Annotated in this window: 16 protein-coding genes; 9 read left to right on the top strand and 7 right to left on the bottom strand. The window is 71.8% G+C overall.

Annotation, left to right across the window (positions count from 1 at the left end):
• The first annotated feature begins 8 nt into the window (after nucleotides 1-8).
• On the top strand, nucleotides 9-983 hold the full coding sequence (locus ACZ7L6_RS28425; protein ID WP_471928675.1) for an ABC transporter ATP-binding protein: 975 nt from the start codon (nucleotides 9-11) through the stop codon (nucleotides 981-983).
• Nucleotides 984-1,031: 48 nt separating this feature from the next.
• Nucleotides 1,032-1,724 carry a DUF1707 SHOCT-like domain-containing protein gene (locus ACZ7L6_RS28430; protein ID WP_471928677.1) on the top strand — a complete coding sequence of 231 codons (693 nt, stop codon included), beginning with the start codon at nucleotides 1,032-1,034 and terminating at the stop codon, nucleotides 1,722-1,724.
• A gap of 150 nt (nucleotides 1,725-1,874) precedes the next feature.
• On the opposite strand, the gene ACZ7L6_RS28435 is transcribed toward ACZ7L6_RS28430, so the two are convergent.
• On the bottom strand, nucleotides 1,875-3,212 hold the full coding sequence (locus ACZ7L6_RS28435) for an SGNH/GDSL hydrolase family protein (RefSeq protein WP_471928679.1): 1,338 nt from the start codon (nucleotides 3,210-3,212) through the stop codon (nucleotides 1,875-1,877).
• A 199-nt stretch (nucleotides 3,213-3,411) separates the two neighbouring features.
• Between ACZ7L6_RS28435 and ACZ7L6_RS28440 the strand changes: the two genes are divergently transcribed.
• On the top strand, nucleotides 3,412-4,812 hold the full coding sequence (locus ACZ7L6_RS28440) for a DUF445 domain-containing protein (protein ID WP_471928681.1): 1,401 nt from the start codon (nucleotides 3,412-3,414) through the stop codon (nucleotides 4,810-4,812).
• A 54-nt stretch (nucleotides 4,813-4,866) separates the two neighbouring features.
• Nucleotides 4,867-6,366, top strand: coding sequence for an MFS transporter (locus tag ACZ7L6_RS28445; RefSeq protein WP_471928683.1), 1,500 nt, complete (start codon nucleotides 4,867-4,869; stop codon nucleotides 6,364-6,366).
• A gap of 76 nt (nucleotides 6,367-6,442) precedes the next feature.
• Here ACZ7L6_RS28445 and ACZ7L6_RS28450 read toward each other — a convergent pair whose 3' ends face one another.
• A complete protein-coding gene (locus tag ACZ7L6_RS28450) occupies nucleotides 6,443-7,915 on the bottom strand; it encodes an alginate lyase family protein (protein ID WP_471929059.1) in 1,473 nt (490 codons plus the stop codon).
• Nucleotides 7,916-8,057: 142 nt separating this feature from the next.
• On the opposite strand from ACZ7L6_RS28450, the gene ACZ7L6_RS28455 reads away from it, so the two are divergent.
• Nucleotides 8,058-8,420 carry a VOC family protein gene (locus tag ACZ7L6_RS28455; RefSeq protein WP_471928685.1) on the top strand — a complete coding sequence of 121 codons (363 nt, stop codon included), beginning with the start codon at nucleotides 8,058-8,060 and terminating at the stop codon, nucleotides 8,418-8,420.
• A gap of 46 nt (nucleotides 8,421-8,466) precedes the next feature.
• On the opposite strand, the gene ACZ7L6_RS28460 is transcribed toward ACZ7L6_RS28455, so the two are convergent.
• Complete coding sequence (locus ACZ7L6_RS28460) at nucleotides 8,467-8,769, bottom strand: hypothetical protein (RefSeq protein ID WP_471928687.1); 303 nt, start codon at nucleotides 8,767-8,769, stop codon at nucleotides 8,467-8,469.
• A 117-nt stretch (nucleotides 8,770-8,886) separates the two neighbouring features.
• On the opposite strand from ACZ7L6_RS28460, the gene ACZ7L6_RS28465 reads away from it, so the two are divergent.
• Together ACZ7L6_RS28465 and ACZ7L6_RS28470 are read left to right on the top strand one after the other, a co-directional pair.
• On the top strand, nucleotides 8,887-9,303 hold the full coding sequence (locus ACZ7L6_RS28465; protein WP_471928689.1) for an Hsp20/alpha crystallin family protein: 417 nt from the start codon (nucleotides 8,887-8,889) through the stop codon (nucleotides 9,301-9,303).
• 107 nt (nucleotides 9,304-9,410) lie between these two features.
• A complete protein-coding gene (locus ACZ7L6_RS28470) occupies nucleotides 9,411-9,917 on the top strand; it encodes a DUF2267 domain-containing protein (protein WP_471928691.1) in 507 nt (168 codons plus the stop codon).
• Between the two features lie 6 nt (nucleotides 9,918-9,923).
• Here ACZ7L6_RS28470 and ACZ7L6_RS28475 read toward each other — a convergent pair whose 3' ends face one another.
• The 4 genes from ACZ7L6_RS28475 to ACZ7L6_RS28490 form a co-directional block, all read right to left on the bottom strand.
• Complete coding sequence (locus tag ACZ7L6_RS28475; protein WP_471928693.1) at nucleotides 9,924-10,433, bottom strand: hypothetical protein; 510 nt, start codon at nucleotides 10,431-10,433, stop codon at nucleotides 9,924-9,926.
• A 167-nt stretch (nucleotides 10,434-10,600) separates the two neighbouring features.
• On the bottom strand, nucleotides 10,601-10,828 hold the full coding sequence (locus ACZ7L6_RS28480) for a hypothetical protein (RefSeq protein ID WP_471928695.1): 228 nt from the start codon (nucleotides 10,826-10,828) through the stop codon (nucleotides 10,601-10,603).
• A gap of 201 nt (nucleotides 10,829-11,029) precedes the next feature.
• Complete coding sequence (locus tag ACZ7L6_RS28485) at nucleotides 11,030-11,737, bottom strand: DUF6585 family protein (protein WP_471928697.1); 708 nt, start codon at nucleotides 11,735-11,737, stop codon at nucleotides 11,030-11,032.
• A 421-nt stretch (nucleotides 11,738-12,158) separates the two neighbouring features.
• Nucleotides 12,159-13,322, bottom strand: a complete 1,164-nt coding sequence (locus ACZ7L6_RS28490) for an AfsR/SARP family transcriptional regulator (RefSeq protein ID WP_471928699.1) — start codon at nucleotides 13,320-13,322, stop codon at nucleotides 12,159-12,161.
• A gap of 208 nt (nucleotides 13,323-13,530) precedes the next feature.
• Here ACZ7L6_RS28490 and ACZ7L6_RS28495 point away from each other — a divergent pair, with 208 nt between their 5' ends.
• Nucleotides 13,531-16,026 (top strand): helix-turn-helix domain-containing protein, encoded by a 2,496-nt coding sequence (locus tag ACZ7L6_RS28495; RefSeq protein ID WP_471928701.1) that lies wholly within the window; start codon nucleotides 13,531-13,533, stop codon nucleotides 16,024-16,026.
• Between the two features lie 164 nt (nucleotides 16,027-16,190).
• Nucleotides 16,191-16,958 (top strand): PE-PPE domain-containing protein, encoded by a 768-nt coding sequence (locus ACZ7L6_RS28500; protein ID WP_471928703.1) that lies wholly within the window; start codon nucleotides 16,191-16,193, stop codon nucleotides 16,956-16,958.
• Nucleotides 16,959-16,972 lie beyond the last annotated feature (14 nt).

A 16,972-nucleotide genomic window follows, 5' to 3' on the forward strand; every position in this document is an offset into this window, starting at 1 on the left:
GGCAGGCCATGGAGGGCACGCGGGACGCGTTCATCGAACTCGACGGCGTGGAGAAGGTCTTCGACGTACGCAAGAAGACGGGTTTCCTGAAGCGGGAGCGCCGGCAGGTGCGGGCCGTCGACTCGATCTCCTTCACCGTGGCGCGCGGCGAGATGGTGGGCTACATCGGGCCGAACGGCGCCGGCAAGTCGACGACGATCAAGATGCTGACGGGCATCCTCACGCCGAGCGGCGGGCGGCTGCGCGTCGCCGGTATCGACCCGTCCCGCGAGCGCACACGGCTCGCGCACCGCATCGGGGTGGTGTTCGGGCAGCGCACGACGCTGTGGTGGGACCTGCCGCTGATCGACTCGTACAAGCTGATGCACCGCATGTACCGCATCCCCGACGGCCGTTACCGGGAGAACCTCGACCGCCTCGTCGAACTCCTCGACCTGGGCGCGCTGTTGGACGTCCCGGTCCGCCAGCTCTCCCTCGGCCAGCGGATGCGCGGCGACATCGCGGCGGCGCTGCTGCACGACCCGGAGGTGCTGTACCTGGACGAGCCGACGATCGGGCTCGACGTCATCTCCAAGGCGAAGGTCCGGGAGTTCCTGCGGGAGGTGAACGCCGAGCGCGGCACGACGGTGCTGCTGACCACGCACGATCTGCAGGACATCGAGCAGTTGTGCTCACGGGTGATGGTCATCGACCACGGGCGGCTGATGTACGACGGCCCGCTCGCCGGGCTGCACGAGGTGGGCGAGAGCGAACGGACCCTGGTGGTCGACCTGGAGCGCGAGTTGCCGCCGATCGAGGCGGCGCCCGCGCGGGTGGTGAAGGTGGAGGGGCCGCGGCAGTGGCTGGCGTTTCCGGCGGGGGAGTCGGCGGCGGTGCTGGTGGCGCGGATCGCGGCGGAGTATCCGCTGGTGGATCTGTCGGTGCGGGAGCCGGACATCGAGGCAGTGATCGCCCAGATGTACGCCGAGCGGGCGGTCTCGTAACCCGCGGTTTCATGGCCCCTGGCCGGGGTTGCTCGTAGGCTTCTGTACATGACCGACGATGCCCCGGAGCTGCGCGCTTCCGACGCCGATCGTGAACAAGTCGCCGAGGTCCTGCGGGACGCCCTCGCGGAGGGGCGTCTCGACATGGAGGAGTTCGAGGAACGCCTGGACGCCACGTACAAGGCGCGGACGTACGGGGAGCTGGCGCCGATCACCCGGGACCTGCCCGTCGGCGCGGTGGCCGTGCCGACGGTCGACATGGTGAAGAAGGCCGCGGTCCCGGACGGGAGTTGGGAGCGGCGGATCGTCGGCGGCGAGGGGTCGTCGACGTGGGGTGTCGCCGTGATGTCCGGGTTCCAGCGCAAGGGGCGGTGGACGGCGCCGAAGCGGTTCAACTGCTTCGCCTTCTGGGGCGGCGGGGAGATCGATCTGCGGGATGCGAACTTCGCGGACCGGGAGATCGAGATCAACTGTGTCGCGATCATGGGCGGGGTCGAGGTGATCGTGCCGCCTGGGGTCGAGGTGGTGGTGCGGGGGATCGGGATCATGGGAGGTTTCGATCACCGTGAGGAAGGGGTGCCTGGGGAGCCCGGGGCGCCTCGGGTGATCGTGACCGGGTTCGCCTTCTGGGGTGGCGTCGGGGTCGAGCGGAAGCTGACGCGGGCGCAGCGGCAGGAGCTTCGCGAGGAGCGGCGGCGGGAGAAGCTGGAGCGGAGGGCCGGGCGGCGGGAGCTGGACTGAGGTGCCGTCGGCTGGGGGCCGGCCGGCGTGGGGGCTGGGCGGGGGTGGGTTGCGCAGCCCGGCGCTACGAGGTGCCGCCCTTCTTTGGGTCGGGTGCCGCCCCAGCGGCACGACTGCCCGCAGGCTGGGCGCGCCACGGCGCCCAAATCGCTACAGCTCCGCCGGTGCCGCGCCCTTCAGGTCCTCCAGGTGGAAGGCCTCCGCCATCCGCTCGTAGCCCTTGTCGCTCGGGTGGAGGTGGTCGCCCGAGTCGTAGTCGGGGCGGAACTTGCGGGGGTTGTACGGATCGCGCACGGCCTTGTCGAAGTCGGCCACCGCGTCGAAGACACGCCCCGCGCGGATCTCGGCGTTGATCTGCTGGCGCACGCCTTCGCGGGCGTCGGTGTAGCCGCGGTGGCCCTGGAAGGGCATCAGGGTCGCGCCGACGACCTTCAGGCCGCGGGCGTGGGCCTGGCGGACCAGGGCACGCAGGCCGTCGAGGATGCGGTTCGGGTCGGCGAGTTTCGGGTTGCGCAGGATGTCGTTGACGCCGAGGTCGATGACGACGACCTTGACGTTCGTACGGGAGAGCACGTCGCGGTGGAAGCGGCCGACGCCGGCCTGGTTGTCCGCGGGGCGCCCGGAGCCGCTGGCGAGGATCTGGTTGCCGCTGATGCCCTGGTTGACGACGCTGTAGCGCGGCACGTCCTGGCCGGCCGCGACGGCCTGGCGCAGCCGGCGCGAGAGGACGTCCGTCCAGCGGCGGTTGGCGTTCTCGGTGGACGTGATGCCGTCGGTCAGCGAGTCGCCGAAGACCACGACGGTGCCGTCGGACTCGTTGCTGAGGACGTCCAGCGCGGTCAGGTACCGCCAGGACTCGACCTGCCCGGTGTACGCCACGCCGGTCGCGTCCTCGGTGAGGTCGCCCTCGGCGACGTAGCTGGTCTGGCGGGCGTGCGGGTGGAAGGTCACCGGGCCGGACGGGGTGGGGGAGTAGGTGGTGACCAGGATGTCGGCGTCCGCCCGGATCGCCAGGCGCACGACGTCGCTCAGCACCTGCTGCCCGGGTGGGATGACGACGGTGGTGTTGCCGCCGAAGGTCAGCCGCCGCATGGTGTCGGCGACCGCGGCCGCGGTCCCCGTCCCGGCCGCGACGGCGATCGAGGCGTGCGTGATCGTCAGCGCCGACTGGCCGTACAGGTTGGACAGCGTGATCCGGGCACTCGTACCGCCGACGCTCGTGTGCACGACGTTGCGGACCGAGCGGCCCGCCAGGCCCTCGATCTCGGTGCCCGGTTCGCCGCCGACCGGGGAGGCGGACCAGGCGCCGACCCAGATGCCGGTGGAGGCCGGGGCGGCGGGGCCGCGCGCGGCGTTTTCCCTGGTGGGGTTGGTCCTGGTGGTGGTGCTGCCGTCGTCGGAGGCGACTCCGACGTATATGGCGGCGGAAACCGCCACGATCAGGGCGATGATCGCGGAAAGCAGGGCATAACCGTTACGCCTGGTCATGCGGGTGCGTGTCTCCTCGGGCGGATGGGAGCCCGAGGCTCCGATGTGATCACCTCATGATGCGTCATAAGGCAGGGGAGAGTTGCACAGACCCCCCATTGGGCCGCCGGAGTTCATCCGGACTTCGCCATCGACCTCCCCCCATCGAACAGACGCCGGGAACTCTTGATTCGTTCCAGGAGTCGGTCAGTTAGGGACAATGTGTTCGGGGAATCCTGGACGGGTGGAGCGGATGGAACGTACGAATCCGGATGAAACGGGAACGCGTGTCGTAGAGCAGCATGCCCGGCCGGGTGCCGCCGGTAACCGGGGCGTCCCCGCATCGGCCGTACGGGCGATGACGACCTTCAGCGCCGCCGACGAGGAGAAGCAGCGCGGCGTACGGCGGATGAAGGTCACCGCGACCGGGCTGCTGCTGTTCGTGGCGCTGGTGTACGTCCTGGCCAAGGTGGCGTCGAACCAGGGCGCCGGCGACTGGGCGGACTATGTCGCCGCGGCCGCCGAGGCCGGCATGGTCGGCGCGCTCGCCGACTGGTTCGCGGTCACGGCCCTGTTCCGCCACCCGCTGGGCATCCCCATCCCGCACACCGCGATCATCCCCAACAAGAAGGACCAGCTGGGCGTCTCGCTGGGCGAGTTCGTCGGCGAGAACTTCCTCTCCGAAGACGTCGTACGACAGCGTCTGCGCGCCGTCGGCATCGGCAGCCGGCTGGGCGCCTGGCTGGCGGAACCGGAGCACGCCGACCGTGTGACGGCCGAGCTGGCGACGGCCCTCAGAGGCGCCCTGACCGTCCTGCGGGACTCCGACGTCCAGGCGGTGGTCGGCGAGGCGATCACCCGCCGGGCGGATGCCCGCGAGGTCGCGCCCGGCATCGGCAAGATGCTGGAGGGGATCGTCGCCGACGGCGGCCACAAACGGGCCGTCGACCTGATCGTGACCAAGGCGTACGACTGGCTGATCCTGCACGACGACGAGATCATGGGCGCGGTTCAGGGCGGCGCGCCCGGCTGGACACCGAAGTTCGTCGACCGCAAGGTGGGCGAGCGGGTCTACAAGGAACTGGTCCGCTTCTGCGCCGAGATGCGCGACATGCCCTCCCACCCGGCGCGCGGCGCCCTCGACCGGTTCCTCATCGACTTCGCCTCCGACCTGCAGTCCGACACCGACACGCGCACGCGTGTGGAGCGCTGGAAGGGCGAGGTGCTGGCCCGCGGCGAGGTCCAGGACCTGATCGCGTCCGCCTGGACCGCCGTCCGCGCCATGATCGTCTCGGCGGCCGAGGACGAGCGCAGCGAGCTGCGCCTGCGCGTGCGGGCCTCGCTGCTCTCCCTGGGCGCCCGTATGGCAGCCGAACCCTCGGTGCAGGGCAAGGTGGACCGCTGGGTCGAGGGTGCGGCGGTGCACGTCGTGACGACGTACCGCAAGGAGATCACCTCCCTGATCACCGACACCGTGGCCGGCTGGGACGCGGGGCACACGACGCGGAAGATCGAGGCGCACATCGGCCGCGACCTGCAGTTCATCCGGATCAACGGCACGGTGGTGGGTTCGCTCGCCGGGCTGCTGATCTACACGGTGTCGCGGGCGCTGGGGGCGTAGGACCGCCCCGGACAGGGCACTCGAGTCGGGTTCCGCTCGACGAGGAGGGAGCCCATGGCCGTCGCAGAGGCCGAGACCGGCCGCACCGTGACCACCGACATCCCCGCCCGCCTCGACCGCCTCCCGTGGTCGCGCTGGCACTGGACGATCGTGATCGGTCTCGGCACCGTGTGGATCCTCGACGGCCTGGAGGTCACGGTCGTCGGCAACATCGCCCCGCGCCTCTCCGAGCCCGGCAGCGGACTGCCGATCACCTCCGGCGAGGTCACCGGCCTGGCCGCCGCGCTGTACGTGGCCGGTGCCTGCTTAGGAGCCCTGTTCTGGGGCCGTCTGACCGACCGGTGGGGCCGCAGGAAGCTCTTCATGATCACGCTGGCGGTCTACCTGGGAGCGACCGCCCTGACCGCGGTCTCCTTCGAGACCTGGTGGTTCTTCCTGTTCCGCTTCCTGACCGGCTTCGGCATCGGCGGCGAGTACGCGGCCATCAACTCCGCGATCGACGAGCTGATCCCGGCGGAGTACCGCGGCCGCGTGGACCTCATGATCAACGGCAGCTTCTGGCTGGGCGCGGTGGGCGGCTCGCTCCTGTCGATCGTCGCGTTGAACACGGCGATCCTGCCCGCGGACGTCGGCTGGCGGCTGACGTTCGCGCTCGGCGCCGCCCTCGCCCTGGTGATCCTCCTGGTCCGGCGGCACGTCCCGGAGAGCCCACGCTGGCTGCTGATCCACGGCCGTGACGAGGAGGCGGAACGGATCGTGTCCGCCATCGAACAGCGGGTCGAGGCCGAGCGGACAGAGCCGCTGCCGCGCCCCGAGGGCGAGATCACCATCCACCAGCGCAGGAGCGTGACGTTCCGGGAGATCGGCCGCACGGTCTTCGCGAAGTACCGCAAGCGGGCCACGCTCGGCTTCGCCCTCTTCATCGGCCAGGCGTTCCTCTACAACGCCATCACCTTCGGCTTCGGCGCGATCCTGACCACGTTCTACGACGTCCCGACCGGCGACACCGGCTTCTACTTCGCGGTCATCGCGGTCGGCAACTTCCTCGGCCCGCTGCTGCTCGGAAAGCTGTTCGACACGGTGGGCCGCAGGGCGATGATCTCGTCGACGTACCTGCTGTCGGGGCTTCTTCTCTTCGGTACGGCCTGGCTGTTCGACCGGGGCGCGCTGACTGCGACCACGCTGACGGCCTGCTGGTGCGTGGTGCTGTTCTTCGCCTCGGCGGGCGCGTCCAGCGCCTATCTCACGGTGTCCGAGGTGTTCCCGATGGAGACGCGGGCGATGTCGATCGCCTTCTTCTACGCCCTGGGCACGGCGGCCGGCGGCATCAGCGGGCCGCTGCTGTTCGCCGACCTCACCGGGACGGGGAGGGTGGCCGACACGGTGCTGGCCTTCCAGATCGGGGCGTCGCTGATGTGCCTGGCCGGGCTGGTCGCCGCGGTGCTGGCGGTGCGGGCCGAGCGGCGGGCACTGGAGGACATCGCACGGCCGCTCACGGCGGTGGGCGGGCCGCCTCGCACCGGGGTGCGGACGGCGCGGGCGACGGGGGCGTAGGGGGGGCCGGCCGGAACCGGTCCCGGCTCTCCCCCGGGCGGGAGCCGGGACCGGTGTTTGTGCGTCCTGTGCGGTGCTACTGGGACTCGCGCCGGACCCGGTCGCGGCGGCGCAGCAGGAGCAGACCGCCGGCGAGGGCCGTGATGCCCGTGGCCGCGGTCCAGCCGACGATCTCGTTCGAGCCGGTGGCGGCGAGGTCACCGTCGGCGGCGGAGGAGGCGGATGCGGACGGCGAGGACGTGGCCCCCGTCTGCGGTCGCGGATCCGATCCCGCACCGGCCGACCCGGCAGTCGGCGCGGACGCCGAAGCCGAGGCCGACGGGTCCGGCGAACCGCCCGTGCCTCCCGCCCCCTGCGCCTTGTCCCGCGTGAACGCCAGGGTGCCGAAGCCCAGTTGGTCGTACCCTCCGCTGTTGGGCCCGTAGTCCCCACCGCCGCCCTCCGGCGCGGACTTCGCGGCGATCCGTGTGACGTACGACGCCGGCAGGCCCCGGCGCTTGGTGTAGTGGTTGGCGATCATCGCCCAGATCGGGCGGGTCATCGCCGGGTCCACGGGCGCGGCCCGCGTCACGGTCTCCGACCCCGACCAGCCGTTGATCGCGCCCTTCTTGCGGGTGTTCGCCGTGAAGGGGACCTCCCCGCCCAGCGCCCACTTGGCGACGTACTGGGCGCCCTTGAGGAAGCGGCTGTCGTCGTAGCCGTACAGGTCGATGCCCTGGTTCCAGGCCATCTCGCAGAAGGTGCCCATCAGGCCGACGCCGAGCAGGGCGTGTCCCTGGTCGCGGCCCGCCTCCAGCCACTCGGCGAGTCCGTCGTCGTGCACCACGGGGATGGCGTTCTTGATCGAGCCGAGGCCTTCGCCGTGCTTGAAGTACTCGACGGCGCGGGCGACCTGGGCCTTGTCGTCGCAGAAGATGCCGGTGGCCAGGACGCAAGCCATGGCGGTGAGGTCCCAGTTGGTCCAGTAGTTGGAGACGACGGCGCCGTTGTGGCGGACCAGGAAGTCGTCGCTGAGCGGGGCGAACACCGAGGTCAGCATCTCCTGGAACCGTGCGAGCTCGAAGTCGGGGTGGTCGCGGACGAGTTCGGCGGCGTTGGCGAACTGGTAGCCGTACAGACCGGCGGCCAGGAAGCGGTCGGCGTTGCCGGCGAGTGAGGTCAGCTTCGCCGACCAGGCGTTCAGGATCGCCACGGCGGTGTCGAGGTGCGCGCTGTCGCCGCTGACGTGTCCGCGCAGGGCGTTCTGGTAGGCGGCGTGGATGTCGTTGTAGAGGACCGTGTAGTTCTGGCCGGAGCCTCCCCGGATCACGGTCGCCTGCGGATTGGCCGTCCAGCCGCTCTGTGCGTGCCGGTTGGCGGTCAGCTTGGCGAACCCGGCCGTGTAGGGAGCGGCGCCCGCCTTCACCTTCGCGGCCATACGGTCGAGGTCGGCGCCGGTGTGCAGAAGGCCGGGGTGGGCGTAGCCGGGGCCGGCCGCCATGGCGGGGGCGGGGAGCGCGGCCGTACCGATACCGGCGGCTCCGGCTGCCACGCCCGCGGCCTTGAGCATGCTCCGGCGGCTGATCTGTCGTGTCACTGCGTCATTCCTCGCGTGCCTGCGGCTGGGGACGGTGAGGAGACGGGAGGAGACTGCGGGGGATAACAAAAAACCGCACGACCCCGATCCGGACGCACACGAGGAGCCGTATCCGATGACCATCCGCAGGATCGTCCCCAACCTCCAGGTCGAGTCCGACAAGCAGCTGGAGACGAGCCGGGACTTCTACGGCCTGCTCGGCTTCGAGGAGGTGATGAGCATGGGCTGGGTGACGACCATGGCGTCCCCCGCAAACCCCACCGCCCAGATCAGCTTCTTCACGGAGGAACGCACCGCCCCCGTCGTCCCCGACCTGAGCGTGGAGGTCGAGGACGTCGACGCCGTGTACGCGCAGGTGCTGGCGTCGGGCGCGGAGGTCGTACGGGAGCTTCGGGACGAGGAGTGGGGCGTACGGCGGTTCTTCGTACGGGACCCGAACGGGCGGGTCGTGAACGTGCTGACGCACCACCCGGCCTAGGCCCTGGCGTCAAACTCCCGCCTGCCGCGCGACGCCAAGGCCCAGCTCACCCGCGCCGGTCCGCCACCGCCCACGACGCCAGCGCGACCGCCCCCGCCACCCCGAACACGGCGGGCCAGGCGCCCACCTTCTTGGCCAGCGGATGCGATCCGGCGAAGGCGGCGACATACGCGGCGGTCAGTGCCCCCGCCGCCTTTCCGCCGGCCTGCTGCCGCCACTGCTGCGCCGCCGCGGCCCCGGCAACGGCCAGTACGGCTCCGCCGAGCTGCCGCTTCTTCGTCCAGCGGGCAACGCCGTACCCGCCGACGAGCCCGCCCGCCGCGACCACCGCGCTGGGAACCTTCGCCATGTCTGCCTCCAAGCCTTCGGTGAACCTGAGCCCACCCTTGTCAATTTTCCTCTCCGGAGTTATATAAAAACCGTAGGGCATCGCACCAGCAGCGCCTGATGAGAGGAGTGACCTGTGATGCTCATGCGTACCGACCCGTTCCGCGAATTCGACCGACTCGCGCAGCAGGTCCTCGGCAGCACCCGCCCCGCGGCGATGCCGATGGACGCCTACCGGTCCGGGGACGACTTCATCGTCCACTTCGACCTCCCCGGCATCGACCCCGAGACGATCGAGCTCGACGTCGAACGCAACGTCCTGAACGTCCGCGCCGAGCGCCGCGGTCCCGCTCCCGAGGACGCGGAGCTGCTCGTCACCGAACGGCCCACGGGCACCTTCACCCGCCAGCTGTTCCTCGGCGACACCCTCGACACGGACCGCATCGACGCCTCCTACGAGGCCGGCGTGCTGACCCTGCGCATCCCCGTGGCCGAGCAGGCCAAGCCGCGCCGCATCCAGATCACGGGCGGCGACCGCAAGCAGCTCGGCAAGTGACCTGAGAGAGAACCGCACGAGAACCGCACGAGAGGCGTCCCGCAGGCGAGTGCCCGGCCTGCGGGACGCGGCACACCCCTGCGCGCAACGGAGGAGGAGCCCGCACGATGACCACGACGACGGTGCCGACCCTAACGAACCCGTTCCGGAACCCGCCCCGGAACCCCTCCGGGAATGCATCCCGGAATCCGTCCCTGGGCCGGACGGTGGACCGGGCCGGATGGCCCGAACTGATCGAACGGGTACGGGACTCCGGGCAGTACGCGACGACGGCGGAGGCCGAGCGCGTCACCCGCATCGTCCTGTCGGCCCTCGGCGGCCATGTGATCGGCGACGAACGGGTCGAACTGGCCCGTGCCCTGCCCGAGGAGGCGGCCAGAGTGATCGCGTCCCAGATCCCCGCCACGCGTCCCCTCACCGCGGCGGAGTTCGTCGACTCGATCGCCGCCCGCATAGAGGGGGCCACGCCGGCCACGGCCCGCTGGGACGTCAGCTCGGTCCTGAGCGTCCTGCCGAAGCTGGTCGGCGACGACCTGCTGGACCGCATCCTGCGGCAACTCCCGCCCGGATACGCCCTGTTGTTCGGCAGGGCGGAACTCGTGCCGGCCGAGTGACCGACGTCAGCTCCGTCGCTGGGCCTCGCCCCTGCGCCACTCGGCGCGTGCACGCAGCTCCGCCGAGTACCCGGCGCCGATGGCGCACCCGGTGCCGGTCAGGGCGAGGCCCAGCGCGGCCGGGTTGACGTACCCGGGCACGTCACCGGTGTCGTACCTCCCGCCGTCGCTGGTCTCGCACACGAAGGCGAGCGGGAGGTAGGTGACCGTGTGGCCGACGATCTCGATGCCCTGCCGATGCCGCTCCTCCCAGCCCGGCGTGAGGCAGGCCTGGGCCGGCGCCGAGCCGGTGCCGCCGTCCTCCGCCGCCATGACCGCGCCGCAGACGGCGAGCAGCCCCCATGCGTAGACGGCGCACGCCCCGGCGCCCGCGAGGGCGGCGAGCCCGCGCAGCACGGTGGGAGCCCCCGCACCTCGCAGGCCGTGGTCGGGGGTCAGCGTGCGGCCGCCGTATCCGCACAGAGCGACGGCGACGATCGCCGCGACCACGACGAACAGCAGGAGCAGCAGCAACACGTGGCCTCCAGGCGGGACGGACGCGGGTGCGCCGAGTCCAAGCCGAGTCCAACAGGGCCCGGCACACCCGGCTGTGGCGGAGCCCACAGTTCCGGCAACAGGGGTGTCACAGGGCCGGTGTCCCAAGGCCGGGGAGGGTGTTCGGTGCCCTCACGTCGTCCGTCTCGTCAGTGCCGGGAAGCGAGGATCAGCAGCAGGACCACGATTCCCAGGGCGATCAGGCAGCCGGTTCCGCCCACGGAGGACCCCTTGCGGAACTCGACCATTCCGCCGGGTGGGATGTGCGGATGGCGTCGGGCGTAGTGGGTCTCCATCGCCTGCTCGCCCTGGGATTCGCTGCCCCAGGCGGTGCGGTGCCCGCACTCGCCGCACCGGTAGCGGTAACTGTCGGCCATGCCGGAATCTCCTTCTGTGTTCGGTGGGTTGCCTGTGGCCGCCGGCACGTCCGGTCGGACGCCAGGAGCGGCCAGTGAAATCGCCGTGAAACGAGGGGCCGTACGGCTGCGGGGCCGTAGCTCGGCCGGGCCGTATATGAGCCGGTCTGTACGCCGGCCGCGTCGTACGTCGCCTGCGTCGTACGTCAGCTGTCCGGTACGTCAGTCCTCGTCCCGCTCGGCCGCGGCCAGCCGCTCGGCGAGGGTGTGGAGGACGCACAGGTTCGGGATCCCGGCGGCGACGGTGCCCCACACCTGCCACCGCCCGGTGGCGCGTACGGCGACGGAACCGTTGAGGATCTCGATCCGCTGCACCTGCGCCCACCGCAGGGACGCCCCTCGTGAGCCGATCTCTTCCCTGGTGATCCACACGGGGCCGAAGGCGAGCCGCGCCCCCTCGGCCAGCGCGGTCAGGGCCCGCGGCACCTGGGCGTCGGTGACGGCCCGGTGGATCTCGGGCCCCCATACCTCCGGCCGGCCGAAGTCGCCGTGGCGCAGCACGATCCGCTCACCGTCGACGTCCACGAGCACATGGGCGCGGGCGAGGCCCTGTGGGGACAGCACCCTGCGCCGGCGCACCAGCGTGGTGTCGTAGCGGACGACATGGATCCGCCCGCCGACGGCGGCCGTCAGCCCCTGCTCGTACAGATCCAGCCGCGCACCCGCGCTCGTCCCCCCGCCCTCTCGGGCCCGCAACAGTCGCCGCACCCCCACGACGGCGACCCGCCACACCCCGGGTTCGGCGAGCGGCGCCAGGTAGGTTGCACGCCGCCTGCCGAGACGCGCCCGCCCCGCGGCTTCGGAGACCCTCGCCAGCAGCAGTTCGTCGGCGCGGTTGCCGTCGCGGTCCCGGTGGGTTCCGTCGCTCATGCGGCACCTGCCTGTGCGTGTCCGGTGTCTGCGCGGTTCCTCGTGGGCAGCGGTTCGTCGGCGTGGTTGCCGTCGCGGTCCCGGTGGGTTCCGTCGCTCATGCGGCACCTGCCTGTGCGTGTCCGGTGTCTGCGCGGTTCCTCGTCGGCAGCGGTTCGTCGGCGCGGTTGCCGTCGCGGTCCCGGTGGGTTCCGTCGCTCATGCGGCACCTGCCTGTGCGTGTCCGGTGTCTGCGCGGTTCCTCGTCGGCAGCAGTTCGTCGGCGTGGTTGCCGTCGCGGCCCCGGTGGGTTCCGTCGCTCATGCCGCACCTGCCGGTCCGCGCCCGGTGCCCGCGCAGCTCATCGCCGGTACCGACTCGTCGGCGCGCCCCCCGTCGCCGTCCCGTTGAGCTCCGTCGCGGCCCCGGTGAGTCCCGTCGCTCACGCCGCCCCCGCCCGCCCGCGCGCCCGCCCCGCTTCGTCCCCGCGCAGGACCGACCAGCGTGCCCGGCGCAGCAGTTCGCCCGGTGCCACACCGAGGTCGTCGGCGAGGCGCCTGCCGGTGCGGTCGAAGACGGACAGTGCCTCGGCCCGTCGGCCGGCGCGGTGCAGCGCGTGCATCAGCAGGGCGGCGACGGGTTCGTTCAGCGGCTGTTCCAGGGCCAGCCCGGACAGGTCGGCGATCGCGTCGGCGACCCGGCCGAGCCTCAGCTGCCACTGCGCCTTCCGCTGGGCCAGGGCGACCCTGCGCTCGACGAGCCGCAGTCGCTCCAACTCCGCCAAGGGCCCGGGCAGTCCCGCGAGCGGCTCACCCCGGAACAGCTCCAGCGCCCGGGCGCACAGCCGCACCGCCTCGGCGAGATCGCCGGCCCGCTCGGCGGCCCCGGCCGCGGTGACGAGTTCCTCCATGCACGTCACGTCCACCTCGACCACGCCGGGCACCAGCCGATAGCCGTACCGGTCCCGCCTGATCACCGAGTCCGGGCAGCCCCCGAGCCGCAGACCCTTGCGCAGCCGGTACACATAGACCGGTACGACGTTGGCGCCCGGCGACTCCATCCCCCAGACGCCGTCCAGCAGTTCCTGCCGGCTGACCGACCGGCCCGCACTGAGCGCCAGCGCCGCCAGCACGGCCTGCTGCCGGACCGGGCCGATGTCCACGGGCCGCCCGGCGAGCCACGCCCTGGGCGGGCCGAGCACGCTGACCCGAAGCCGTACGTCGGGGGAGGGGACGGTCACCCCGCAGGAGCTGGTCCCCCCGCCGGAGCCGGTAGCCCAGAAGGAGCCGGCACCCCCGCAGGAGCCGGCACCCCCGCGGACAGTGGCCCCCCGCCCCGAGGCCGCCGCCTGCCTGCGCGGCCCCTGCCCCGGCACGACCAGACCGCAGTCGAAGGCGTGCACGATGGCGGTTGCCCGGTCCGGCAGTCCCAGCTTCGTCAGGATGCGCCCCAGATACCCGGCCACCTCAGGCTCGGGCAGCGCGAGCGCCTCGGCGATCTCGGCGTCCCCCAGGCCGCAGCCGAGCGCGTAGAGCACCTCGCGCTCCTGGGCGGTGAGGGCGACGGTGTCCGGGCGTAGTCCCTGGGGTGCGGTCGTCGTCGGCATGGTGGTTCCCCGTTCTCCGGACCGGTCGACGAAAGTCGCCCCGGTCGATCACCTCGATGGCATCGAAGCTGGCCGACGTGGAGGAAACGTGGACAGGGCATTGAACCGGTCATATGTGACCGGTGACCGGGCTAAAGTCCCTCACCTGCGGAAAGGCGACAACGCAGGGGCAACTCATGGACGACTCAGGGGGAAAGGGCCGTGACTTGTGGCCAGTGAGTTCGGGACGGTCCTGCGGCGGTTACGGGTCCGGGAGGGGATGACCCAGGAGGAGCTGGAGCGGCGTTCCGGCGTCAGCGTGAGCACCATCCGCGGTCTGGAGACCGGCAACCGCCACCGCTCCAACCCGCGCATGACCACGGTGCAGAAGCTGGCCGACGCGCTCGCCCTGCAACCCGAGGAGCGCGAGGAGTTGGTGAGGGCCGCCGTTCCCGGAAACCAGGACGGCACCCGACGGGACGAACCCACCACCGGGGAACCGGCTCCGGAGGAACCGAGCCCAAAGGAACCCGCCCCGGAACAGCCGCCCTCCGCAACTCCCGACGCCCTGGCGGACGCGACCGGGCAACTCGCGAAGGCGGTGGCCGCCCGCTGGCAGCGCGAGGAGGAGCAGCGGCAGATCCAGGACCCCTACCCGCTCCCCGTCCGCTGGCGCGTGGCCGACGAGGACCTCATCGACCACTGGGCGAACATCCGCCGCCTCCCACCGGGAGCCGCGAACGACCCCCTCGACCTGAGCGGGCGGCTGGAGCACATCGCGAAGATCTACCGGGACATCCCGTCCGGACGGCTGGTGGTCCTCGGCAGATCCGGCTCCGGGAAGACGATCCTGACGCTGCGCTTCGTCCTCGACCACCTGAAGACGCGCGCCCCCGGGGAACCCGTCCCGGTGATCTTCAGCATCGGTTCCTGGAACCCCACCACCCTCACCCTGCGCGACTGGCTGACGGAACAGCTGATGCGCGATCACCCCGGTACGGCCGCCCGGAGTCCCGGCCGGGCCAGCCTTGCCGCCGCGCTGGTCGACTCCGGCCGCGTGCTCCCGGTCCTGGACGGCTTCGACGAGATCGCCGACGGCCTGCGCCGCCCCGCACTGGAGGCCCTCAACGCCACCACGCTGCCCCTCCTGCTCACCAGCCGCCCCGGCGAATACGCCGCCGCGGTAGCCGAGACCGACGTACTGACCGCCGCCGCGGCGATCGAGGTCACCGACCTCACCCTCGACGACCTGGCCGCCTACCTGCCCCGCACCACCCGCAAGCCCAACCCCGCGAACCCCGCGGAGGGCGCCTGGGACCCCGTACTGAGAACCCTGCGAACACTGCGACAGCAGCAGTCGGAGCCGGACGGGCCCACAACCCACGGGCCCACACCCCAGCCGGACGGGCCCGCACCCCAGCCGGACGGGCCCACACCCCAGCCGGACGGGCCCGCACCCCAGCCGGACGGGCCCGCACCCCAGCCGGACGGGCTCATACCCCCGCTCGCCACGGTCCTGACGACCCCCCTGATGGTGTCGCTCGCCCGCACCGTCTACAGCGACACCCCCGACCACAACCCGGCCGACCTCCTCGACACCGAGCGCTTCGGCACCCCCGAGGAGCTGGAGGACCACCTCCTCGACAACTTCCTCCCCACCGTCTACCGCCACCGCCCCCGGAACGGACCGCTCGACTGCGACCCGGACCGCGCCCGCCGCTGGCTGGGCCACCTCGCCCACCACCTGACCCGGCAGAAGACCCCCGACCTCGCGTGGTGGCGGCTCGGCAACGGACTGCGCCGCTCCACGCGCACCCTCGTCACCGCCCTCGTCACGGGGCTCGCCATCGGCCTCGTCGACGGCGCCGTCAGCGCCGCCTACCACGGCACGCTCACGGGCCCCCTCGTGGACGGGACGGTCGTCGGGCTCCTCGCCGGCCTCATGTTCGGGCTCGTGCACTGGCTGACGTACACGGCCAAGGGCAAACACGTCATGCCGTCCGCCGTACGCCTGCAGATCCGCGGCCGGCCGAGGACCACCGTCTGGACGGCCGGGCCCCGCCTGGTGATCGGCACGCTCGGCGGGGCGATGTTCGGATTCGCGTACGGATTCCTCGTCGGCCTGGTGAAGTCGTACGCCTGGACCGACACCCCGACCATGCTGCACATCGGGTTCGTCGACGGGCTCGTCTACGGCCTGGTCTTCGGCGCCGGCACCGGACTGACCTTCTGCGTCCTCGGCCTCCTCGAAACCCCCCTCGACCTCGAATCCGCCGTCAACCCGCGCACCCTCCTGACCACCAACCGCGCCACTGTCACCACCCAACTCCTCGTCTGGGCACCCACCTTCGGCGCCGTCGTCGGGCTCGGCAGCGGAGTGGCGGTCGACCTCCTGGACGGCCCGCTCGGCCCGCTCACCTGGCCCTCCGGAGCCAGCCTCCTGCTCGGCACCATCAGCGGCCTCGGCGCCGCCCTCGGCTACGCCCTCACCCTGACCGCCTGGGGCCAGTGGCTGGTCCTCACCCGGATCTGGCTGCCGTTGACGGGACGCCTGCCCTGGGCCGTGGTCACCTTCCTGGAGGACGCCTACCAGCGGGGCGTGCTGCGCCAGGCGGGCGCGGTCTACCAGTTCCGCCACGCCCGTCTGCAACACCACCTCGCCGAGCGCCATCGCCGCTCCGGTGCTCCGGAGGGCCTTCACGACGATTTCATCGCTCCTCCCTAGCGTCTCGCGCCACAGCACCAGCCAGAAGGTGCCAGCCAGAAGGTGCCAGGCAGAACGCGCCGGCCAAGACGTGTCGCCAGGACGCGTCAGCCAGCACGTGCTGACGCGTCATCAGCACCTGTCTGTGCCATCGGCACCACCGGACCAGGACCAGGGGGACACCCATGCCTACGACCAACCGACTCATGCGCCGCGCCAAGACGGTCGCCCTCACGGCGGCGATGACGGCCGCCGCCGCCCTCACACCCACCGTCGCGCAGGCCGACGACGCCCCTCGCCACTACTACATCGAGCTCGGCGGCACCGGCTCCGCGCTGCCCGCGCCCGACTGCACCCGGACGTTCGGCTACGCCAACCAGCACCTGGAGCCGGGCGCCGAGGTCGTCCCCGTCTGCTACCCGGCCAGCGCCGGCCCCTGGCTCAACGGCCAGAACCAGCCCGACCTCACCGCGCAGAGCTACGACAGCAGCGTCGCGCAGGGCTACCAGAATCTCCTGGCCGCCGCCGAGGAGACCCACCGCAAGGACCCGACCGCACGCCTGACGATCGTCGGCTACTCCCAGGGCGCCCAGGCCGCCGACGCCGTACTGGAGACGATCGCGAACGGCGGCACCGACATCCCGCGCGAGCAGGTCGACGGCAAGCTGTACGCCGACCCGAAGCAGCCCGGGACCGGAATGTGGGCCAGGGTCCCCAAGGGCCTGGGCGCCCTCGGCTTCACCTCCACCGGCCCCGGCCCCACCGAGTTCCCGGGCGTCCCGGTCGCCCGCTTCTGCATCCGCGGCGACCTGGCCTGCGACGCCACGACGCCGGTCGCCGCTTTCGACTTCTTCCTCACCGACGTCCACCGGCGCTACGCACAGGACGGCAACGTCATGACCAGGACCATCGCCCAGGAGGGCCTCAACGGGGTCTACTGGTACGAGTCCTGACCTCGCCGGAACAC

This window comes from Streptomyces sp. NPDC107522, from assembly GCF_055657525.1.